At 52.8% G+C, this 23,429-nt stretch carries 13 protein-coding genes; 11 read left to right on the top strand and 2 right to left on the bottom strand.

Translation table 11 applies throughout. The features are described from left to right. Window positions 1–195: 195 nt before the first annotated feature. Entirely contained in the window at window positions 196–6,021 is a 5,826-nt protein-coding gene (locus tag P8N76_06370; protein ID MDG2381281.1) for a lamin tail domain-containing protein, read from the bottom strand. Between the two features lie 1,060 nt (window positions 6,022–7,081). On the opposite strand from P8N76_06370, the gene P8N76_06365 reads away from it, so the two are divergent. From P8N76_06365 to P8N76_06315, 11 genes are all read left to right on the top strand, one after another. Next, the gene (locus P8N76_06365; GenBank protein ID MDG2381280.1) at window positions 7,082–8,098 is read left to right on the top strand and encodes a hypothetical protein; all 1,017 of its coding nucleotides are present in this window, start codon (window positions 7,082–7,084) and stop codon (window positions 8,096–8,098) included. Window positions 8,099–8,180: 82 nt separating this feature from the next. Continuing rightward, window positions 8,181–8,696, top strand: coding sequence for a cupin domain-containing protein (locus P8N76_06360; protein MDG2381279.1), 516 nt, complete (start codon window positions 8,181–8,183; stop codon window positions 8,694–8,696). 475 nt (window positions 8,697–9,171) lie between these two features. Continuing rightward, window positions 9,172–10,485, top strand: a complete 1,314-nt coding sequence (locus tag P8N76_06355; protein MDG2381278.1) for a hypothetical protein — start codon at window positions 9,172–9,174, stop codon at window positions 10,483–10,485. A 53-nt stretch (window positions 10,486–10,538) separates the two neighbouring features. Beyond that, window positions 10,539–11,660: a hypothetical protein gene (locus P8N76_06350; protein MDG2381277.1), complete on the top strand. Its 1,122-nt coding sequence runs from the start codon at window positions 10,539–10,541 to the stop codon at window positions 11,658–11,660. 386 nt (window positions 11,661–12,046) lie between these two features. Continuing rightward, window positions 12,047–15,247, top strand: coding sequence for an alpha-galactosidase (locus P8N76_06345; GenBank protein ID MDG2381276.1), 3,201 nt, complete (start codon window positions 12,047–12,049; stop codon window positions 15,245–15,247). A 510-nt stretch (window positions 15,248–15,757) separates the two neighbouring features. Next, the gene (locus P8N76_06340; GenBank protein MDG2381275.1) at window positions 15,758–16,309 is read left to right on the top strand and encodes a GNAT family N-acetyltransferase; all 552 of its coding nucleotides are present in this window, start codon (window positions 15,758–15,760) and stop codon (window positions 16,307–16,309) included. A 71-nt stretch (window positions 16,310–16,380) separates the two neighbouring features. Beyond that, a complete protein-coding gene (locus P8N76_06335; GenBank protein MDG2381274.1) occupies window positions 16,381–17,562 on the top strand; it encodes a hypothetical protein in 1,182 nt (393 codons plus the stop codon). After that, entirely contained in the window at window positions 17,559–18,644 is a 1,086-nt protein-coding gene (locus P8N76_06330) for a hypothetical protein (GenBank protein MDG2381273.1), read from the top strand. The genes P8N76_06335 and P8N76_06330 overlap by 4 nt, the downstream gene beginning before the upstream one ends. Before the next feature lie 56 nt (window positions 18,645–18,700). Continuing rightward, window positions 18,701–19,552, top strand: coding sequence for a 3-keto-5-aminohexanoate cleavage protein (locus tag P8N76_06325; protein MDG2381272.1), 852 nt, complete (start codon window positions 18,701–18,703; stop codon window positions 19,550–19,552). A gap of 53 nt (window positions 19,553–19,605) precedes the next feature. Continuing rightward, window positions 19,606–20,532, top strand: a complete 927-nt coding sequence (locus tag P8N76_06320) for a glycosyltransferase family 2 protein (protein ID MDG2381271.1) — start codon at window positions 19,606–19,608, stop codon at window positions 20,530–20,532. A gap of 240 nt (window positions 20,533–20,772) precedes the next feature. Next, window positions 20,773–22,002 (top strand): hypothetical protein, encoded by a 1,230-nt coding sequence (locus tag P8N76_06315; protein ID MDG2381270.1) that lies wholly within the window; start codon window positions 20,773–20,775, stop codon window positions 22,000–22,002. A gap of 164 nt (window positions 22,003–22,166) precedes the next feature. Here the strand turns inward: P8N76_06315 and P8N76_06310 are convergent, their stop codons facing one another. After that, window positions 22,167–23,246 carry a PmoA family protein gene (locus P8N76_06310; protein MDG2381269.1) on the bottom strand — a complete coding sequence of 360 codons (1,080 nt, stop codon included), beginning with the start codon at window positions 23,244–23,246 and terminating at the stop codon, window positions 22,167–22,169. Window positions 23,247–23,429 lie beyond the last annotated feature (183 nt).

Genomic DNA, 23,429 nt, shown 5'->3' with positions numbered 1-23,429 from the left:
CCGATTGACCAAGTACTAGCCGTCATTCTTTGACGACAACTCAAGTGATCGGTGCCGAAAAAAACAAGCAGGATTGGTCGCTCTGTCTTCGGCAAGCGTGTCCTCGCTAGACAACTCAAAAGCGGTCAACCGCACCCCACATGGTTTCGCTGGCCCGCTCCGACCTTTCCGCAGTTTCAGCGACTCGAACGTGGGCTAAACCAAGTCATCCTCATCGAGAATTTTACCGAGTACCCGGTCGACAGAATCAGCCTGTACTTCAGTCACTCCACGATCAAAGACCGAATCAATTTTCCAGTGATCTAGATGCACTCGCTGTTGCTGCAGTGCGGATGGGGAATCGATCACTGGCTGCCGCGACCTGGACTTCGGTTCATCCGAAGTCGTCTGCAAATCACCCTGCAGATAGTCGGACGTTAGTCCCACCAGTGTCTCCTGCTCAATGGATCGCGAGGCGGCTGCCCTTTCGGCCGTATAGGAGCCGAAACGAAACGCCCAGACAAAGTCAGACGTCGTAAAATCTCCATCGCCATCCCAATCACCTTCCGCCATTGTGGAGTTCCCGACAATCCCGTCTTCATATTCTCCTGCCTGCAACGCACTCATCAGATCGATGGAATTAAAAATGCCATCCCCATTCGAATCCCCTGGCGTCGGGTCCACAACGCCCGGCGAACCATTCATTTGATTGCTGGGATGCCAACTCCAACCATTGCTCCAACTTCCGAGATCCGCATTGCGGGAGTTAACGATCTGCAACGAACGCCCCTGGCCATCCGTGGTCGGATGCCAAGCGTCGTCATAAGCAAACTGTTGCACCAGCACGCCAGAGTTTTCGACGGTAATCATCTCACCGCCGTTACCCAGCCCTCCCGACCACTGGCCGGCGATCGGCAGTGTATTACCAAATCGAAACTGGAAGGCGTCGAGGTCTTCGACCACGAGAACTGTTTCGCCAGGCAAGAGTTCGGCAACGGATCCGTCAGCAAAACGAAAACTCACACCCTGTTCCTCGGCATCCCGAGTCACCTTCGACAAACTGACCTCGGACAACGAGATTGCTTCTGCACCAACATTTGCTAATTCAATGAACTCAAAATCATCTGAATCCTCGTAGCCTTCACTCAGCTCACGCGCTGTTGGACTGGAAGGGTTGTAGTGAACTTCCGTCACCCGCAACGAGTTGCCGATCGGATCCCCCACGGAGCTTTCCACGTTAATACTCTCAACCGAGATGAGATTCCCTCGAAAATCAATCGCTTCGATCGCGATCGGATTGGCACCGGTCGCCAAGGGAATTTCGACCTGCCACGAATCACTTTCCGGCCAAAACACATTTTTGAGAGGTTGGTCAGTTCCGACCAAACGCATGGAGCGAATATCGACCCAGCCTTTTCCCTCCAACAGGATCGACGGACTATCCACCTGGAGATCCCTGCCGTTATTGGTGGTGATCTTGAAATCAACTTTCGGAATATCGCGTTCGAGATCCCTCGTTGCTTCTCGAATACGATTGCGTGCCTTGCCCACCACTTCCGTGAAGTCCCCATCCGCGCCATGCGATCTTCCGGCAGCGAGTGCACCGTAGTGAGCCGCCCACTTGGCGGTATATTCTTCTGTGAACGACGTGTTCATGAAGTCATAAATGTGCCCCCAATAAACGCGCAAATTATGAGGAATGTCACGAATCTCGTCTAACCGGGAAACCCCAACGCCCTGTTTGATCTCACGATCCATGGGACAACGATCACAATCCCACATCAGCGGAATCACCTTATTATCCGCAGGCCGGACGTACATTCGAAGATTTTTCGGTCGGCCAAATCCGTAGGTATCCCAGGCGCCGAAGTACGATTGATGAGCATAATGCCGCATCCATAGATCCACATCCATCACTTCATTGGTTCGCTCGAATAATTCCATTCCGTTCGTGTGAATCGCTTGAGCTAATCGAACCATCGCCTGATAGTCATCCTTGGCGCGATTACTCTTAATCAACAAGTGGCCTCGGTAGAACTCCGGGTTATCACGCTGATCTTGCAAACTCGTCCCGGTACCACCGATATCCTGACCGGTATTCACATCGGTTCCCGTCTTTAAACGCTCAAAGCCACCACCGTTCGGAACCGTCACATCATCCATCTCAAACTTTGTTCCGTCACTACCATCTTCGAATTGTTCATTGAGATACAAATTTTCATAACGAGCTAATTGCAATAAGAACTCGTGACTGTGAGCACGATTCGCACTCAGCAAATAGCCAATATCGTCGTATTGACTTGCCTTCGATCCGCCCGTGCGATTCAACATTTGCTTGAGCACAATTTCTCGCAAACCGTCAATATCGAAACGAATCGAATCGTGCACCCCATAGAATGGCTGTTCTGGACTCAGTCGAATCTTATACCCGCTGTTAGGTCGAATAAATCGGCTTCCGATCATGCGTGCGCCGACGTCGTAAAATACCGTGTCATTGTGAACGAGGGTGATTCCGCGGACCGCATTACTCATCAAGTTGTAACTGCGAAACATGTCTTTGTTATCGAGTTCCATCATGATCATTCGAAAACGATCGATCTCTGTCATGGGTCCTCGACCATCGTCGACTTGGAACAAAGCTCGCGATTCTGGCCCGCTGGCCGGATACATGGAAGCTGCGTCCTGGCCGTCGCGAGCTTCGACATAAAACTGAATGATATCTCCGCTTGAATGTCCAGGAATGACGGCCGAGTACATCGGATTGAGTGAGCGTTGTTCCGCGCCGACTTCCATCTCGACGGTGTTCCAATTTTCGCCGTCTTTGCGCCAAAACAGCTTGACTGACGCGACATCATCGACATCCGCAGCACTGACTTGTACCGTGACTTCTTGGTTTTCCGCCGGCGTAACCGGATGATGCTGCAAGTCGGCATAGACTGGACCGACGTTCGCTTCAAAGCTCGTATTTTGAACCCCCGGCGAACCAGAGCGTTCGGGCAAGTCAAGCCGAATGGTATTTGAAAGTCGGTTAAACCAAAGTCGGTTATTCAGCTGGCTGCTGCCGGCCACCCACTTCGCCCGGAATGATATTTCGTAGTCGACGCCGTCGTCAATATCTTCGCGATTGGCAAACGTGGTTTCTGCATGATCATGAACATACGCCATCGCACCGGTGGCCGTCACGTGCAGAACCTGATTTTGGGCGTCGGTCGGATCGGTGACCACAACGCCGCTATGATTGCCGATGAGGCGCCACTTGTCGGGTGCACTTCCGATTGCGTCTTCATCAAACGTACCATTTTGCATCAGCGGAATCGCTTGCCCCGCTGGATCCTTGAGAACCTCGACGTCATCGATCAAAAATTCGCCCGCACCAAGCAAGCCAAACAGAAACTCGTCAAACAATGGTCGACCGTAGATATCGAGTCGAGCGGTATCTCGATAAGTGTGAGATGTCCATTCAGACTCACTCGAGTCATCGCTGCTAGCCCAGACCGTCCCCTTGCTGTTATCCGCGTTTGGGTTCGTTAATTCCAAGCTGACCCCACCGCCATCGGGATAGGCCGGCCACGTCCCCCCCTCGTAATAGTGAACATCATCCGCCGGATTTTTATTGGTGTCGAGCAACAAGATCCGATCATCGTGGTCACTTAATCGCCCCGAATAATTTCCAATGATGCGGATGTCGTTGTACTTCTCAGAGAGGTAGTCGGCATCCTTGGCGACGACCAAGTATTCCCCCGCTTGCATTCGCGTTCCGCTGGGGAACTGGTATTTGATTCCGCCGTCAATTTCCCATCCGGATAAGTCGATTGCCGTGGCTCCTTTGTTGTACAACTCGAGCCATTCGCCTTCGATGATCTCCCGAAACGAACTACCGGGGATAAGGTCAGCAGTTTTGGTCGCCCGCATCAAACTGGCACCGAAGACGATATCGCTATCATTTGCATTTCGGACGTGGACTTCTGCGGAAAGCGTGTTTTTGCCAACCTTCAGCAAGTTGGCGGATACCGCAGTCGGGCCAACAAGTTCAGCATTACGTATCGAGGAAGGAGCAAATGTATCGGCCGTGACTTCCGCCGGCAGATTAAACCGACTAATTTCTTGGCCATTCAAATAGATGATAGCGCCATCGTCCACCATATGATTCATTTCGACCAATTCGGTGCTGGCAGCCTCATCTGCCGTCAACTCAAACTCGGCCTGAAAGTAATAAGTGGCGAATGATGGATCATTGGTACTTGGCCGGGGAAATTCGGTATTAATCGGAAATGCTAACGTCGCTGTCTCGGCGCCCAACAGTCCCGCACCTTGCAACCAACCCTCTTCGCCAGCCGTGTAGGCTTGCTGAGCCCAATCGGAACCGAGTCGAATTCCGGACGCATTGTAACGCCACTCATCATTCATACTTACGATGTTTTCGCGATCGTATTGCGGCGGCATATCGGGAACGTTTAATTGAGGATGCGGATGGTACATAATCTCATTGATCACAACATCCTCTTGGAAAACAAATGCATTCGCGCCAGCTGGAGTCGCTACGGAAGGATACAACCACTCCCCTTCATGCCTCTCAGAACGCCCCCGCAATCTCCCCGTCACTCTCCGAGCGTCGATTACGTTTGTCCGATCGCCGCTATAAAGGACAATTCGTTCACCCTCATCCGGCGTGTAGCCCAGCTGTTGGCTGGTGACAACCAACAGGTCACCCGCCGACAACTGCGAATCGCCGAACACATAATCCGGTCGTTTCCCTGCAGTGCTGGCTAACACCAATCCTTTCAGATCGATGGCTTGATCGCCATCCGCAGAGATTTCCACAAAGAATTCTTCGGCGTCAGCTGCGGCAAACTCGTTGAATTCGAGTGGAATGACGACAGGTGGAATCAACAAAGTATCACCGGAAAGCAACAGGTCAAACAGGCTATCATTTCCTGTTATCAATTGATTCATTCCATGAATCGCCAATAGGTTGTCGCCCTCCTTCAAAATATCGGCTTGGGCCGTAATGTCAAACGTCTCATAGACCTGTGCGTCGCGATCTCGATGTGACGCGGTTGCCACGGAATCCCACGCCAACTCGCCCGCATCTCCGTCACGGCCCGGAGCATTCGCGCTAGCGACTTCAACACCATTGAGATACGCAACGAAACCGTCGTCATACCTCATCTGTAGCCGAATACGATCAAACTGCGCATCAGCCGACTGAAAAGGAAGGCGGATATAAACCGAACCCGTGACGTCCTCAAACGGAAGAGCTGCCTGTCCCTTCGGTGGATCATTAAGATCGAGCCCCAAAAACGTTGTGTAACTCGGTTTGCGACTGCTATCGTGCCCGACCCCCAGGTTACCCGTCGTCCAACTACCATCATCAAAATTCGCTTGCGTCCAGCTTAATCCCAGCGCGTCACTCGCCGGAACATGAACCGTCACCGGAACGCCTTCGCCGATCACGTTTGTCGCACGATAGGCCCCTGGAGCAATAAAGTTATCAAAACCCGGCGTGCCACCGACTTGCTGACTGAAAGTCCAACTTTCAACCAAGTGACTGCCGGCGAATTGATCCGCTTTTGACAAGGACGAACCCGTACCATCCGCTGCGTTGGGCCAGCCATTGGAGTGTTCGTAATCAACTCGATTCATCAAACGATTGTCGTTATTGAAAAGCTGCAACGATTCGCCCGAGTTGCTTAGCTGACCCTTCCAAGGTCCAAATGCCCCTTGAAAATCGCCGGCTTCTTGCAACGCAGTCGGGTTTGCAGCCACGACAAGATGACCACGGCCCGGCACGATCGTGCCATCAGGAAAGGTGTAATCGACCCCTCCTGTCAAAACCCACTCAGATATATCCATGTCCACCTTGAGTTGATTGAATAATTCAATCCACTCGGTTTGACCATCTGTTTCACCGACCGGGTTATACATGACCTCGTTGAAGACCACCGTGCTATCTAGCACAACTCGATTTTCCAGAGTTTCCAACTGAAGGCTGTTTTGACGCTGTCGTCTCTGACCAAACCGCTGTCGATTCCGAAAAATCATATTGACCCCAATTTGCTTACCGAATTCGGAAATCAGACCCAATCCGGAAGGGAGGCCTGATCACATTGTTTTGACAAACGTTACCCAAGAAGGTTTAGGATTCGCGTTATATACGAGTTGCCACTCTTGCCTATCACCGATGTCCATCCATCACACTCACCAGCCAACCAACTCGAGTAGCGAGTATGCCACGTGAGGTGATCACGGACGTCCTGGGAAAACCCTCGATCCCGAAGGCACCCTTCCCGGAAAGCACGTTCGCACACCTTACCAAGACACCGGCCAACCTGCCACAAATCGGATGCCAACACCAGGCAAGAGCCAATCGGCGATTCGCCACCCCAAAGCCGCACTTCCGAGACTGACAACAACCTTGTCGCACGAAACAGGCAAAAGAACCTTGACTCCAGCCAATCCTCACGTAAAGAACTCTTAACAGCGCGAATTTGGCTGAATGGGCCTGAAAGAGAATTCGCAAGACCTCAATTTTCACGCGGCAGCTAGTTATCCATGAAAACCAGTCAGCATGCCCGTCATTTGGCACTGACCGGCTAAACTCATGGAGGATTCAAGAACTCGTTAGTTAGAGAGAGCCCCAATTGAATCCTGACAACGGCCTTTTCAGTAAATCGACCGGATGACGCTTTTGCACGAATTACAATCAAAAGTGACTGTCACGGGCACCGATGGACGATCGCTTCCGGCACCATATTCAAACAGAATGATAGATCCCAAGTTTTCACCAGCCCCCCCCGGATCGCCTGAAAGCTCCCAGCTTGCGAAAGCTTCCCCCTGCGACGCCACCGACACCCCTGAACTGGCTTCTGATTCACGCTGGAAACGAATTCGCAGGTCGCTGACGAGCCCGTTGCGGTGGCCAGTCCGGCTGGCCACATTTTACGTTGGCGTCGCGCTGCCTCTGATCTGCCATCTGATCACAATTGACCCAAACTGGCACTGGGCCCCACCGCGCTGGCAAAGCGGCGCATTGTCCGACAAATTAGGCTTTGTGCTGAGCTTTTCTTGCGGTTGGCCGGTACTCCCCTTTCTCGCGATCCCTATGATCTGCCTCGCGCTCGTCATTTTCCACGAGAGTAAATTTGCCTCCATCCGAATTGTCCGCTTCGGGGTTTACAGCGGAGTTCCGGTATCCTGTTGGTATGCGCTCATCTTTGGCCTCACGCTTGGCGAGGGCAACGGGATCTTCGGTATCTTTCTCTATGGAATCGGATCGGCAGTTGGAATCGCTGCGTGCTGGGTATTCCTCAAGGCCCTACTTTGGATTCTAAAGCACCTGCGCATCAACTGGGTCTACGTGACAGCGCTGTTGATCCCCCTAGCGATACTGGCATGGCTAAAAGGCGCCTACCAAGCTGCTACAAACGCCCCCACCCCAGCACAGTTCTGGGAAATATTTCAGCGAGAACTTATCACTGGGCCGCTCGAAATCCCTTTTGGCATCCTGCTCTTCTCCCTCCTGTTTTCGACCTCCTGGTGCATGCTGGGCTACCTGGCGATGTCACTTCGCATCTCAATGCTTTACTCGACAACCAGTCGATTTCGGATGATTGAACTGATGGGCTGGACCACCTGGTTGAGCGGCTTTATTGCCGCTTGCCGCATGTCCGTCATTCTTTCGCTGGCAGAGTACTCCAAGCTGCCAGTCCAGGACCCTGGGGACTGCTATGTCGCGAGTGCCGCAGCACTTGGGCCACCTCAATTGGTGAAGTCACGACCTGTGCATCGTGCAAACGGAAAAACCACATTCGTCAACCATCAATTAGCAACCCTCAAGGCGGGTGAACTTTCACTCCAAGCAAGCTGCCCGCCCATCCATCGCTGCCTGCGTTGCGTTTACAATCGGCTTGGACCATTTCTAGCTCGCAGAATCCGGTGCCAAAGCACTGCCAGTTTGGCCTACCTGACCTTGAAACCGTTCGAATGGATCACCCGGCTGGGGCTGGTATGCCTGCTCGGTACACATGCAACGAGATGGATCAATCGGCTTTATCGCTGCCCTCCAGCAGAGCAAGAACGGGACAAGCATCCTTTTGTCAGAAATAAAAACGCACGTTGACCTGCTCAGCAACCTCAGTCACTTAAACCAAAATTCGTCCCAATCGATTCACGACTACACAGGTACGACAAAAAGAGAAGTAATGTCATTCCACAATTTGGCACGCCTTGCCTACCGAAAGATCCGCCCACTCCTGAAACGGATTGACCACTACTTCATGAAGCTGGAGGCGGAAAAGGAAGCTGCGCAAACATTTGAGTACACGGCTCCTGAAACGATCCAATCAAAGAAGCACATCGCGAAACTTTGCCGCAATCCGAGAATGCGCGGATCAGTCCATACCATCCCCAAGGGCATCTCCGAGCAGCTCCACCACCATGACACCGTCGATGGATTCTGGTTTGTACTAAGTGGTCGCGTACGTTTTTTAACGACACACGACCGTGTGATTGGCGAATTTGGTCCCCACCAAGGCATCATGACACCGCAAGGTTTCCCCTACCGCTTCGAAACAGTAGGCACGAAACCACTGCAGATGCTGCAGGTCCTCACAATCAGCCCCGAGGAAGGCTGGCACCGACAAAACCACGGAAAGAGCAATTTCGACCGCGCTGAAATAGACCGCTCCGACAGCCGAACCAATCCGAGAACAGGCTAGTCAAACCGGCTTCAAAAAAACTGCCGCGAAATGGGTCGCTGCTTTGTCTCGAATCGCGTTCCACCGCATCCAAAACGGCCATGCATTCAGCCAACGCGGGAGTGTACGGCGAAGCGATCTTTTTTGATGTTCATCCAGAACGGATCCCCATTTCACAAACCGCATCGCCCTTGCTCTGGAACCCTATCCTTACTGACCGCGGACTGCTTGCGGCGACAAGGCTCGACAAAAAGCAATTTGCTCCCGTTCCAGACAGCTGCTGAAAGGCGACAACCCGCACCGTTAGATCCCTCGAATCGGGGTTGACCCCAACAGACGCTTGTTGGATCCTCTGCGTCTATCGCTCTGCGTCCGCACTCGGAGAGACAAAATCATGCAATCGGTCACGCCGAATCGAAGCGCTGACCCAGTGGCTCCTCAACAGGGGCTCCCGATTGAGTTCCCATGTCAGCTGTTTCTGCATTGCATAGCTTCCATGCCTGGTTTTGATCAGTTGACGAGCCACGTGCCAGGTGTTGATAAGTACAGCGAACGAGCATTGCTCCTGGCAGGGCACGAGGACGTAGTCTTCCTGAACCACCAAGCACCGCAAGACTACCTACGATTCCTGAACAAGCTAAGCATTGGCCCCGATCCGAGCAATGTTTTGCCGTTACCAAATTCAACACCAACAACCGCTAGCGTGCCCATGACGGCGCGATTGGAGAGCTGGCTATCATCCGCCAGACGATTCCCCAGCCAACTAACCGAAAGCGATGAAGTCTGGCTGAACCATTTTGCCGCTAGTCATTTCGACGCACCCTTAATATCTAGCCTGAGCACTAATTTCGGTCGCCGCGTGCGATTCATTAATCGGCTTCCAAGTCACATCAATCTGTATGACAAGCATCAATTCCGACAACACGCAGAGGATTGCGGATTGGAATTACCACCGGGTGAATCGGTCATGGTAAATCGCAGCGATGCGACGGAAGACACTCGAATGTTACCTTTAGCGCGAGCTGCCCACAAATACTTCGGCGTGACAGGAGGCGTAATCATTCGTGGCGCCCTCGGCGCATCAGGCTCCTCGGTATTCGTTGTCGGCGATCGTGGTGAACTACGCAAATGCCTAAGTACAATCGACAGACAGCGACACACGGATTTCTACCTGGTCGAACCCTATTATGATGTTGTCGTATCGCCCAACATTGGCATGTTCATCGACCCGCGAGACCGTCAAATCTTTTGCGTATCGATCAGCGATCAAATTTTAGATGAGAGGATCCATCACCGTGGCAATAGCTATCCTAGCCAAGCGAAATTCATTCATCCTATGATTGCCACAGCTAAGAGTAGTTGCGAGTGGCTACGAGATCAGGGCGCTACGGGCTATCTAGGTTTTGATTTCTGCGAATACATCATGCCCGGGACGAATGAACGCAACTTCTTTTTTGCCGAGCTGAATCCACGTTTCAATGGAGCCACCTACCCTGCTCATCTTTTCAATCGGTTAAACGCTCAATTAAATCATCATAAGATTTCTCGCTGGCACACCTTCCGATCATTGACGATGCCCACGTCTTTATCGTCATTCACCGCCTTACAGCGGTCATGCGACGACCTTCTCTTCGACGGCCAACGCAGGGTCGGATTCATACCCTACAACGTGGGGCTGCTAAAACACGGCAAGATGATGATCGTCATGGTCGGCGAGAGCACTCGTGATGTGGCCAGCCTGGAAAACGAGATTTCCCTCCGACTTACTGATACATGTCAGGCCAGAATCTCAAACAAGCCTGCCGCCTAAAACAACGTCACCACGATCTCTACAAACAGCTTGGAGAGAGAAAGAAACGTGAGATGATTAGCTTACGCGAAAGCCTTCGTAAATCGAAACAGTCATTACGATACTGCTCACGTTACATCACGACGCCTTGTCAAGACTGGTCGCAAAACCGCCACTTGCTTGCCGGTGATGCGCACTTCCTAATCCTACGGCACCGGGCTCATTTAACGAAATACTACGACGGATTCGTGCGCTGGCTGGAAACGGAAAAGCCCGCGGTGCGTTCACGATTCGCATTACATTCGCTCCCCTACTCGCCTCGCGATTGGTCCCGAATCCGACTCCTCGTACCCTGGCTACCCGATCCACTGCTGCACGAATCACCAATCGTTTACGGTCGCTTAAAGCGAATTGAGGAAGCTTGTCGGCAACGAGGAATCGCCGTCATCAACCCGGTTGACCACCTATTGCGAACGGCCAAATCGACGGGCGCAGAATTCGTGCGAAGCGTCGGAATCCGAACGCCCCGGGCAACGCCGATCAACGACATCCGTCACCCCGAGCGATGCTTACACAAGGCGGAACTAGAATTCCCCCTACTGATTCGCGAAGACCGGGCACATGCAGGGCGCCTGCCAATTTACCTGGTGAAAGATTTGCGTGAACTCCTTGAAGTTCCACTCCATCAGTTTGAGCACCCAATCGCCGTTGAGTTCATTGACGTGCGGGACTCACAGGATGGTTTTTCCCGTCGCTACCGATACTTTGCCGCTGGAGATTTGGGCATGGCGATGAACTTACATTGCTCCAAAGAGTGGGAAGTGCGGGGACGAAATGCGATTCGCGACACTCGAATCGAACAGGAAGAACTCGCCTTCATCCGAGCACCCGATCCAAACCATGAACGACTCCAGGCAGCCCGCAAAGCGCTGGGACTCGATTTTGTCGCCTTTGACTACAGTTACGGAAAAGACGGTGAATTGATTGTATGGGAAGCGAATGTCATGCCTGGTCTGGCATACCCAAAACCAAGCCAACATCGACCTTATTTGCAGACGATTGCCGAACGTGCTTTTGCGTTGACGCTGAATCTTTATTACAACCGCAGCGGATTGAAACTACCCGAATGCGTCGCACAAGAAGTGGCAACCCCACCCTCATGTTGGTTCGGCAGAGACTGGTCGCGCGCCGCATAACCCACTGAGCACCCACGACGGAATTTTTCGGCGAATCGGTTTCATCGCATTTGGAGCTTTCATCGATGCCGAGATGGTGAACTTTCGGATTCATCCTACCGGTAATCGCTGGCGAATCTTTCCACTCGAAGTCGTCTGGAGGGCAAAGTCCATCAACCGCTGAACGGTGGTAGCAGCATCGCGGCAGAAGGACGAGCACTTCGGCCTAAACGCTGCTTCCGGATGACTGCTTTTCTGACCAAAATCCTCATAGGACACCTTCAAGTTCACGAGTGGCCGTGCGAGGATCAGAACGAGGGTGACTCGATATTCGTCATCATCGGCTTTACAATAGCCCTGTCGATCCGTAAGAAATGGCAATTGAAATTGCGAAGGAGGTACACGAAATGCGTAACACGCCGATTTTCGTTCTTCTGTTTCTTTCCTTTCCGACGGATCCCCCGCCCCTCGCTGCCGCTCACCCCGTAGAACAGCAAGAAGCTCGATGCTGGATCGGGGCAAAGTTCAAGGGGATCCCAGAAAAACAACGACCACAAGCCTACCTAATCGATCGATCTCTCGGCGCACCGATGAGGAAGAATTCCGTTACGACGCGTGTATATTACGTCGAGACGGGTGCCCTTCCATTAAAGATCGCGAACACAACATACAGCGGAGGTCTTCACTGCGCAAGCGCCGGAAAAATTGAAGTGCATTTGCCAGCGGCCGCCGAAAGTTTTGAAGCCGTATTCGGCGTCGACAGCAATCGTGTCACCAGTTTCTATTCAAACGCCGGTCGCGGACGCGTTCTGGGATCGGTCCAAATCGGTGACCGTGAAGCCTTTCACTCACAGGTAATGTCCGAGGGAATGCCGGGTGTACCGATCAAAGCCGACATCAACGGCGCATCTCAATTCACATTGCAACTGGAGGGACGCCCCGAAGGCATCGTCCAACGTGTAAACTTCAATCAAGCGGACTGGGCGAATGCCCGAGTCACCATGGTCAACGGCGAGACGGTCAAGCTCGGTGAGTTGCCGATCGGTCCGCTACGTTCAGCCTACAGCCCCGAGGCCCCGTTTTCATTTGTATACGGCGGCCGGCACTCTAGTAAATTCTTAAAGCACTGGGACCTACAACGCGTCCAGAAGCAACTCGATGCCAACCGCCAGGAACACACCTTGACCTACACCGACCCTAAAACGGGTCTTCAAGTACGTTGCGTGGGTGTCGAATACCACGACTTTCCAGTCGTTGAATGGAAACTCTTCCTAAAAAACACGAGTAACCAACCGACGCCGCTGATCGAGGACATCTTTCCGATCGACACGACATTTGAGCGCCGCAACGAAGGCGAGTTCATTTTACATCACGCAAGTGGCGCAACCCACTCGTTAGTTTCCATCGAGGGCACCGATTACGCGCCTCGCGAAACGCGCCTGAACCCCAATTCCGAAAAACGATTGAGTTCGAAGGCTGGCCTACCCGCCAGCCACGACCTGCCATTTTGGAACATCGAATTTCCAGGCGGTGGTGTCGTCATGGCGGTAGGGTGGCCTGGCCAGTGGGCCGCAACGCTTCAGCGCGACAAGGCACGCAGCCTGCACATTAGCGCCGGGCAGGAAGAGGTACACTTTCGCTTGTTACCCGGAGAAGAAGTGCGAAGTCCCATGATCGCGTTGCTGTTTTGGAATGGCGATGATTGGATTCGCGCGCAGAATCTATGGCGCCGTTGGATGATTGCTCACAACCTTCCGAAGGTCGACGGCATCCCTCATCCGCCACAACACGCGGCCGGGGCATCCGCCCAGTATATCGAGGTCTCGACCGGCACAGAGCAGAATCAATTGGAGTTTCTCAAGCGCTATCAGGAAGAAGGCATCATGCCGGACTACTGGTGGATCGATGCCGGGTGGTACGAGTTTTCGGATTATTGGCTTGACGTTGGCACCTGGCGTCCCGACCCGGTTCGCTTCCCACGCGGGCTTCGCCCCATCTCCAATTACCTCCATCAGAACGACAGCAAGATGATCCTCTGGTTCACACCGGAAGTGGTGACCCCAGGTACGGCGATCTTTCGCGACCATCCAGAGTGGCTACTTCGACGTGGCGGCATTTTCTGGTGGACCGGACATGCGCTTTTCCAAGGAGAAATCAATGGCCATGTCGACGATTCTGGATTGACGATGATCGAAAACGTCGCCGCCTTTGGCATCGGTCCAGACAACGACACGGTTGTTGGGCGAACGTCCTTGGCAGATGGCAATTGGCACCTCGTGACAGCGACACGTGCCGTCGACAAACAACGCAACTTAAGTGATCTTCGGATTTACATTGACGGAAAGCTCGATGGGCATGCCACCTCGACCAATACGCGCAAACTCAATGCGAACGACTCCTGGGGAGTGGGACGCCAGTATCAAACGCGTGGGATCTCAGGGGACATCGATGATGCAAGAGTCTATGACGTCGCATTGGGCCGTGAAGAGATTGCAGCCTTATTTCGAAGAACGGAGACTGTCGCTCCTGTGAGTCACTTCGCACTCGACGGTACGCTGGAAGATTCCGGCAGCGGAACGGTCGCCGAGCGAATCGGAAAAGGCGGCCCCGTTTACGTCTCGGGCGCAAGCGGAAAAAACACCGACCGCGCACTTCGATTCGACAACAACTACGGCGTCAAAATTAAGAACGTCGCTTCGGATAACTTCACGCTATCTTGCTGGGTTCGTATGGACGGTCCCCAGCCACCACCGTACGCAGGCCAGAGTTTCAGGCTTTTCGACCTTGGTAATCCAGAGGCCGTCAAGTGGCTTACGGATACAATCGATCACCAGATCAAGCAGCAGGGAGTTGACCTTTACCGGCACGATGGGATTGCACCGCTAGCTTACTGGCGAGCGAAGGATACGGAGGAGCGTCAGGGCATCAGTGAGATTCGCCACGTCGAGGGCTATCTGAGATATTGGGATGAACTGCGCCGTCGAAATCCCAAAATGCGCACCGACCTCTGCTCTGGCGGCGGAAGCCGAAACGAGCTCGAATCGTTACGCAGATCGGTGCCTCTCTGGCGAAGCGACTACGCTTACGAGCCCACGGCTATGCAGTCACTGACGTACGGCATGGCGCATTGGATTCCTTACTTCGGCACCGGAACCAATGCGGTCGACACCTACACATTTCGCAGTCAAATGGCACCCGCCATTGTGTCGGTTTGGGACCTGCGCCGCACCGACATTAACTTTGATTTTCACCGAAGCATGCTAGGCGAGTGGCGCCAGGTTTCCCAATACTACGATGGCGACTTCTATCCGCTTACCACATACAGCAACAGCAACGAAGTCTGGATGGCTTGGCAGTTCCATAAACCGGAAAATAAAAAAGGAGTAATACAGGCTTTCCGGCGCCCCAAAAGCAATGTCGTCTCAATGACCTTCAAACTTCGCGGACTGGAACCGGATAGGCAATACCTCGTGAGCAACCCCGACATGAAAGATTCCCAAGAGATGTCCGGCCGCGAGCTGAAAGAACAAGGCCTGCCGCTTAGGCTCAATCAGCCACGGCAGGCAGCGACCATTTTCTACGAGCAACTCTTGGAAAAATCTCCGTGAGTTCACCTATCCTTGATGCGCATCGACGGTGACCTGCATTGCGGTTCAACCCATCCCCCGTTTTCAGCGACTCAAAGTGAATTGACAAACCTTACCGATTGCCAAGAATCACCCTGATCAGCCCGGTTCGCCTTTTGGTTCAGACTCAACCGTGAAGAAATCATGCGAGGCGACACAATCTGGGTGACACAATCAGACAGGGGAAGCAGCCAGGTTGGCTCGCCCAAATTCAGTCGACTTTGCAAATCAAATTTCCACCGGAGCGTCAGTCCGAGCATGGGCTATGACGGACGACAGGAAAAGCGCAGGCATTCGCCCAATCCAGCATCCCCCAATCCAGCATCCCCCAATCCACCGACAGCCCGGTTCCGTCCCCCTTTACCAACGATCAGGCGGACCCTCGGCGGCTGAATCACATCGCTCTTGACCGGATCCAGTTGCCGACCTACTCTCCGCGAATCTGTTCGAGGGTCACTATCCCGCTATTGCGAGATCGAAAGTGGACGATCTATGAGCCAGAGTTTCCTCAAACTAGACGAAGTTTCTGATTCACCGTCAATCGCACAAATCTGTCAGTTTCGTGCCCGCGTCTGGAACGCCACTGGCAAACTCAGTGCTGATGCTTTCGGCGCGGAAGGTTGGCGAGATCCGATTGACAGCCACTGCCAACATTGGGTAATTCGAAATCGCGACGCGCAGATTGTTGCTGCCGGACGGTTGAGTATACACGCGAGCCTGGACGACGTTCATCAGGCCGAAGAGTACCAACGCCATGGTGTGAAGCTGCCTGGTCCCGTTGCTTCTCCAGACCGAGTTGTCGTATGCCCATCAATGCAGGGAGAAGGGCTCGGCAAAAGAATCCTCGATGTCCAGGATGAAGCCGCCTTTTCACAAGGAGCTCAACATGCGGTCCGACAAGCTTCACCAGGAATGGTCCGACTGCTTCGCCGCCGGGGCTGGGAGATTCTAGGCAGAGCCAGCAATGACGCGAGATTTCCGGGAGAGGAGTTCCAAGTAGCGATTTATACGTTTTGCAGCGACTGGTTGCAAAAAACTGCTTAAGTTCGCAAGGAACGAAACATCGAAGAAAATATTTCCTCAACAGCGAGATCTGATCACGAAACGGAATTCTCGTGAGTGCAAAAAAACCTTACAGCACTGAACGTTGTTCGCCCCTGTCAAAGCTGACGAAACCGTTGGAAAACGGCTTACGAAGGCTAACGGTGCCAACTCGGGACTTTCTCCGCAATCGGCGTTACGTTCGATCCGATCGAAAAATCGCCATCGTACGTCATCAAAGCGGACTCCCCAGTTATTACAAGTCATTTTTGACTTGGACAGCCCAATGTTTTCCAGAAGTGCGTGAGGCGTTGGAGCTACGCCTGTTGCCTTGCAACCTTCGAGATTCGTCGAAGTACTCACTTGTCGTTCCCTGGGTACCCGATACGCTGCTGTACCGTTCACGTCGCGTTCGTCAGCAAGCGATCGCGTTGACCGCAACAGCCGATTCCCACGGTGTGCCTGTTATCAATCGCCCCGAACATTTATTGAGCACATCGAAGCACGACTGTGGACGAAAGATCGCTCATCTGGGTGTTCGTACACCTTGGTCCCATCGGATCACGGACATCGCGGGCTTTCAACGAGACTTGCAAGGGCTGAATCCCCCCCTGTTAGTCCGTGAAGATTTAGCACACGGCGGATGGAGTCCCGTCTTCTTAGTGCGACAACCGGAAGACGTCCAAAAGATCCCTCTGGAAAAGTTTGCTGAGCCAATCGCGGTCGAATTCATTGATGTGCGTAGCCCGACTGACGGGCTGGTAAGAAAGTATCGCTACATGTCGATTGGCGCGACCGGAGTGGCTCATACACTGCAAATCTCAAAGCACTGGGAAGTCCGCAGCGGGTCCCGGGTCCTCAATGAACAGACGATCCAAGAGGAAATCGCGTACGCTGACAGTCTGGATCCCCACCACGAGGTGCTGCAACATGTCAGCCGCGGCCTCGGGCTGGACTTCCTTGCCTACGACTACAGCCTGGATCAACAAGGACAGTTAGTGGTCTGGGAGATTAATGTATTGCCCGGGCTGGGCATCCCCACAGCCCCCGGTCGCAAACACCTGATTCCACCTATTGAACGAGCTATGGCTGCAACACTCAAGTTGTACCTTGACCGAGCGGGACTCGACATTCCATCTCGGTTAAACGAATTCTTAAAGGTAAGCCCTCGTGCCAAACAGATTGATCAGGAGAGCCGATCAAGCCCTTCGCAATGGACCGCCTTGACTACAGCGGGAGGGACAATCCCAACATGACAGCGCGCCAATTAAGAATGCGAGTCAAGGGAACAATGCTGTACGGACCGTATGCAGTATCTGATGCCTTGCGAAATCGACGACATCGCAGCACAGATCGCCGATTCCTAATTCTCCGCCACAGCGCCAGAAATCCTCATTTCCATGACTATCTACTGAACTGGCTTGAATCAGAAGTGCCTTCCGTACGTGCCTTGTTCGAACCACGACTCCTGCCTTTTTACGGAATCGACTGGTCGCGTTATCTGGTTTGCGCACCCTGGCTTCAGGATCCGGCGGAAGACTGGATGCCGAGAGGATCATGGAAACGCTTACAGCAGCTTCAACAGCAATGTGAGCAACGCGGCATAGCAATTATTAATCCAGTTCAAAATCTTTCGCGCGCAACCAAAACATCGGGAGCACGAATCATCTCAAAACTTGAGGTGCGCGTGCCCCGTGCAATCCGCGTGAGCGATCCGAGAGGTTTTACCGAACGCTCGCAAGACCTTCGCTTTCCATTGATCATCCGCGAAGACCGCAAGCATTCGGCTCCCACATGCCTCGTCCATAACCGAACTGAATTGGCGAGAGTTCCTTGGGACCAGTTTGCTTGTCCAGCCGCCGCTGAATTCATCGATGTGCGTGATCCAGGAGATGGTCACTATCGCAAATATCGTTACGTCGCCGCGGGAGATTACGGCGTTCCTCGACACTTAATCGTTTCTCGCCATTGGGAAGTCCACGCAGCACAGCGTATCCATAACCGTTCGACCCAATCAGAAGAAATCGCTTACCTAGAGCAACCCGATCCCAATCACGAAACGCTACAGGCAGTGCGACGTGCACTTCAACTTGATTTAGTGGCCTTTGATTACAGTTACACCCCGGACGGAAAACTTGTGGTCTGGGAAGCGAACCCTTATCCAAACCTCTCGCAACCTACGGGAGAAGGTACCGCTTACACGACACCGTTTGTTGCCCGAAGCTATGCAGCAATTGCGGGCATGTATCTAACCGCTGGAAATTTTGAATTACATCCGCGGCTTGTCAAACTGCTTGGAGCCTGTACTCCGGCCAAACCCCAAGGCGAAGCAGCCTAAGGCAGCTCTCCCTACATCCCACTTCCGCCTACCTTTCATCGAGCAAAGGATCAAGCATGGAACCACTCATTATCAACGCCGCGATTACTGGAATGATTCCGATGAAGAAGGACACACCGCATGTGCCCATTTCGCCAAAAGAAATCATTGCGGATGCCAAACGTTGCCGTGATGCTGGCGCCACAATCCTTCATCTTCATGCGAGAGATCTTGACGAGACCCCCACCTATACGAAGGAAATCTACGGTGAGATTTTCTACGGTGTGCGTGATGAGTGTCCTGAATTATTGATTTCAGGGTCATGCAGCGGCCGTGTGTATGGTGAGTTCTGGCAACGGAGTGAAGTGCTACAACTGGTTCCTGATTTGGGTTCCCTCACGCTTGGATCGCTAAACTTCCCCAAACAGGCTTCGATCAACGACCCTCAGATGGTGCAACAATTAGCGAGTGCGATGAAACAACGAGGAATCATTCCCGAGATGGAAATCTTCGATCTGGGCATGGTCGATTACGCACATTACTTAATTCGAAAGGGTTTCATCGACCCTCCGTTCTACGCCAATATCCTGCTGGGATCTCTTGGCACATTGAGTGCCACCGCTGAAAACCTTTGCACCGTAGTTCGAGCACTTCCCAAAGGAACAACCTGGGCCGCGACCGGTATCGGACGGTTTCAATTCTTCATCAACTCGTTAGCTGTCACCATGGGGGGGCACGCACGAGTCGGATTAGAAGATGCCATTTATTACGACTGGGAAACGAAAAAACTGGCAACGAACGCAGGTTTAATTGAGCGTGTTGCCAAGCTCGCCTGTGCAGCCGGACGTGAGCTTGCCACGGCCGAGCAGACTCGGGAGATCATCGGTATCCAAACGAGCCGCACGATGGACCTCCCCCTGGCTAGTTAACCTGGGCTATCGCTTCGTTTTTCGACTGGTCTCGCTGACGCCATGGAGACATCATGAAAGTTTCCGTCATTATTACAACGTACAACCATCCCGCTTGGCTTGAGCGGGTAATTTGGGGGTACGAAATTCAAACCTACCGCCACTTCGAACTCGTGATTGCGGACGACGGATCCGATGAGAGGACGCATGAAACCATTGATCGATTACGTGCCCGTTGCCCGCTGACAATCCATCACATCTGGCAGGAGGACCGAGGATTTCGTAAGTGCCAGATACTGAACCAGGCCATAAGGAAAGCAAGTTGTCCGTATCTGCTGTTTACGGACGGCGATTGTTTGCCCCGGCAAGATTTTCTGGCAAAACATGTCGCTCTCGCGGAACCGGGCCGATTTCTCTCAGGTGGCGTGGTTCGTTTGCCAAAACAACTCAGTCAACGGATCAATCAAGAGTCGATCCAAACCGGTGATGCTTTCGACGGAAATTGGTTGCGCCATCGTGGTCTTGGCTGGAACCGCAAGCTGCTTCGACTGACTCGAAACGAGCAGATTGCCAGATACATGGATCAGATTACACCAACGCGCCCGACCTTTAATGGACACAACGTTTCCGCTTGGCGGGCGGACGTCGTGAAGATCAACGGTTTCAATGAAGAGATGAAGTACGGTGGCTTGGACCGCGAACTGGGTGAACGCTTAGTAAACTCCGGTATCTATGGTAAACAAATTCGCCATCGGGCGGTGGCCGTTCATCTGTTTCATCGCCGTGACTATGTGACGCGAGAAAGCTGGAAAACTAACAATGCGATCCGAGCACGAACCCGAAGAAGTCAGCTGAAGTGGACAGAACAAGGCTTAAATCCAACCGCCCCACAGATCGTTCCATCATCGCAGGGGATCGATCGACCCAACGATACTCAACCAATGCAGAACCTGGGGCAGCCCCCCCAAACACGGCCTCGCCATCCCCCGATGTCGGCCTAACGCCGCGGCATTTTCGCCCACGCAGGTCTGCATGAAGCAGGTTAAGCAGCAAGTCCATTCGACCCCCACTTGCCAACACCAATGACAAATTCAGGTTTTCAGCCTTGGTGTAAACAGCCCAACTTTTTCCCACAAGATCGCCGAAATTCCATTGGCCAGGCGTAGGCGATCGAACGCAGAAACCGGCAAGATCGAATCTTTCCGAGACCCTATCCTGCATATCCGGAAGGTTGATCAAAAGTGCGAATCGAAAACATCAAGCGGCAGACGAGAGGGGATCGAGCTCGCATCGAGGCGAGATTCGTGTACGAGGACTGTTATTTACCACCCGTCGAGATTTACTACGAAGCGGGTCCCCCTCTCGCTGCACACCTCGAAGCGTTACCCGAAGCATTTGTTCTGCCAGGCCTACCCATTGCAGTTTGGGAAGGCGAGCGTCGAGTTCAAATTGATGGAACACTCGATGAAAAACTTGCTAATGGACTTCGTCAAGCGTCCAAATTACTCAATTCATGGTACCAGCGCTGCGGCAACATAGAAATCGAACCGACGCAAGGTCTGCGGTACAGCAAACCTGAAAGTCAACGTCGCACGGTGGCACTTATGTCAGGCGGCGTCGATGCATTGGCAATGCTTGCCGAAAACCGACGTCGTTTCCCCCTTCAGCATCCAAATTCAATTCAGACAGTTCTCTATGCGTTTGGATTCAGTTTCCTCGATCGCCCTCATGGCAACGAGTCGTCATTTATGCGTGCCCGTTATGAAGCACAGGCGAAACGACTCGAAAAACTAGGCAACCAAATCGGTTTCGATGTCATCCGGCTCGATACAAACATCCGACAACTCCATCCGTTTCGAGGGGCCTTTTATTATGCCGCACACAGCGGAGCATTCCTCGCCCCACTTATCGCATCACCTAGCTACCTCAGCAACGCTCTGATCGGGTCGGTAGGAGAGCAAGGCACAACGCAAGTCCCGCACGGATCCCATCCATTGCTCGACATCCAATATTCAACCGCAGCCGTGCAAGTCAGTCACATGCAAGCTCAGGTTGCCCGATTAGACAAAATTCGAATGATCGCCGAATGGGAACCTGCTTTCAACACGCTGCAAGTTTGCCACGGTTGGTGGACCTCCTCTCCCCACGAAGCAAATTGTTCTCGATGCGAAAAGTGCGTCCGTACGATGATCGGCCTGCTAATCGCGAAGAGACTACACCGTTTCACCACCTTTCAGCACAACGAAGTCACCCCGAAAATGGTTGACAACATCAAGATTCAAGCGCGTTACGACTATCTCACCATGCCTGAAGTTATCCAGGGCCTTCAATCGATCGGCCGAGAGGACCTGATTCAAGCGATCCAGGCTCAGATCACACGATTACCGACAAGAAAAGCTGAGAAGCCCAAGGGGCGGTTGCACCGCAAAATCCAGCATCTGCGGCGACGCTTTCGGCTAGCCGCAGCCTAACGACTCAATCAAAATGAAGCGGGTTGCAAGTGATGTGAATTCCACGCACAAATCAACACGATCGTGTTACGGCCAACGTCACCATCCAACGCGGTCGGACCGCATGCCATCGACTCCGCGAACGATTCGTGAAGAAAAAACGCAATCTTCGTTACACTCCTATCTCAGGGTGTTGCCAGTCGCTCGTATTCCACTTGCGCTTGAGTCGGAGAATATTCATCACTGTCTTCGTTCGAGTGAACCAAAACACCATACTTAAAGTTGAGTGTTTCTCCCTTGTTCAAGCTGCGATCCGGTGCCTTATTGAGCGGCCCTAGCGGATTCGCGGTTACCAATCCATAATCACGCGCATGCCAATAATAGGAACCCCAACCCTCAGGATGCGTGAGGATGGTCACACCAACCCAGCGATTTTCTTTTCTTCCTGAATTATCCACCCATCGAGCGGTTTTCCCCCAAATCTCTTTGCCTCCACGACGCTGCTGATTGTCAACCATCTTTCCACCGGACTCAACCCGCAAGTCACTCGACATACGAACCGCGAATCCGCCCTCCTCCTTCGACCCCAAAACAACTTGCTCTGCTTCCGCTTCGATCGTCGCATTCACCGTGATCAACAAGCCAATTTTTGTCACGTAGAAGGAGTAGACAATCACCTCTTTGAGGAGTGGGGTCTTACCGTCGCGATCCAGATAGACGCTTTCGGTAGCAAATGACGAATCCGATCCGGTTGTTGGTTCAATCAGGAAGCGGCGATGACGGGTAACACCCTTCATGTGCCAATAGTCAATTCCGTTCACTTGTGAAAATGTGTGAAACAAACCTTGATGATGCGGATGGTCCTGTTGATCTTCCTCGCTCACCGGATAGTTTCGAGTGACCTTAATCCCATCAAGCGTGTGAAGGTTGGAAATAAACGGTCGTCCTACTGGATCTTCTGTGTGGACAAACTCTGCAACCCGCTGTTTTCCTACCCAAACATCGACCCCATCGTCCTGCTTCCGAAACGTCACGCTTTCGGTGGGATGAGCATCACCGGGCGTCTGATCGCAAACGGATGGGTTTCGGTTTGGCTTGCCTGCCCCTGGTTTATCTATTTGGTTCTCTGAGCGGCCATCACAAGTCACCGCCACCTGACCGAGTTCAGTCGCAACGGCCGAACCTTTCAATAAAGCGACGACCACGAAAACCAGAAAGATATTGAAAGTAATCCCATGACGACAAAAACAATTACGAAAGATCATGATGTCGTGTTCCTCTTTTTTTTGTCTGAATCATCGACGGGATCAAATCTTCCGGTCCGCCGGAATCATCAACAGTCTCGTCGCTGTGTCTCCGTCCTCAACGATCCAATCCTAGAATTTCCTAAACGCACCATTCGCCGACAAACTGACTCCGATCGTCGCGGTGCGAACGACGAGTTTATT

The sequence above is a fragment of the Pirellulaceae bacterium genome, assembly GCA_029243025.1.
In the GTDB taxonomy this organism is placed as follows: domain Bacteria; phylum Planctomycetota; class Planctomycetia; order Pirellulales; family Pirellulaceae.
This window is presented reverse-complemented; position numbering and strand designations above follow the sequence as displayed.

What these genes read in the sequence shown, in the direction of transcription:
- P8N76_06350 (MDG2381277.1), top strand. Translation starts at nt 10,539, where the DNA reads ATGATTAGCTTACGCGAAAGCCTTCGTAAATCGAAACAGTCATTACGA.
- P8N76_06370 (MDG2381281.1), bottom strand. Translation starts at nt 6,021, where the DNA reads ATGATTTTTCGGAATCGACAGCGGTTTGGTCAGAGACGACAGCGTCAA.
- P8N76_06365 (MDG2381280.1), top strand. Translation starts at nt 7,082, where the DNA reads ATGATCTGCCTCGCGCTCGTCATTTTCCACGAGAGTAAATTTGCCTCC.
- P8N76_06325 (MDG2381272.1), top strand. Translation starts at nt 18,701, where the DNA reads ATGGAACCACTCATTATCAACGCCGCGATTACTGGAATGATTCCGATG.
- P8N76_06320 (MDG2381271.1), top strand. Translation starts at nt 19,606, where the DNA reads ATGAAAGTTTCCGTCATTATTACAACGTACAACCATCCCGCTTGGCTT.
- P8N76_06340 (MDG2381275.1), top strand. Translation starts at nt 15,758, where the DNA reads ATGAGCCAGAGTTTCCTCAAACTAGACGAAGTTTCTGATTCACCGTCA.
- P8N76_06360 (MDG2381279.1), top strand. Translation starts at nt 8,181, where the DNA reads ATGTCATTCCACAATTTGGCACGCCTTGCCTACCGAAAGATCCGCCCA.
- P8N76_06310 (MDG2381269.1), bottom strand. Translation starts at nt 23,246, where the DNA reads ATGATCTTTCGTAATTGTTTTTGTCGTCATGGGATTACTTTCAATATC.
- P8N76_06345 (MDG2381276.1), top strand. Translation starts at nt 12,047, where the DNA reads ATGCGTAACACGCCGATTTTCGTTCTTCTGTTTCTTTCCTTTCCGACG.
- P8N76_06355 (MDG2381278.1), top strand. Translation starts at nt 9,172, where the DNA reads ATGCCTGGTTTTGATCAGTTGACGAGCCACGTGCCAGGTGTTGATAAG.
- P8N76_06330 (MDG2381273.1), top strand. Translation starts at nt 17,559, where the DNA reads ATGACAGCGCGCCAATTAAGAATGCGAGTCAAGGGAACAATGCTGTAC.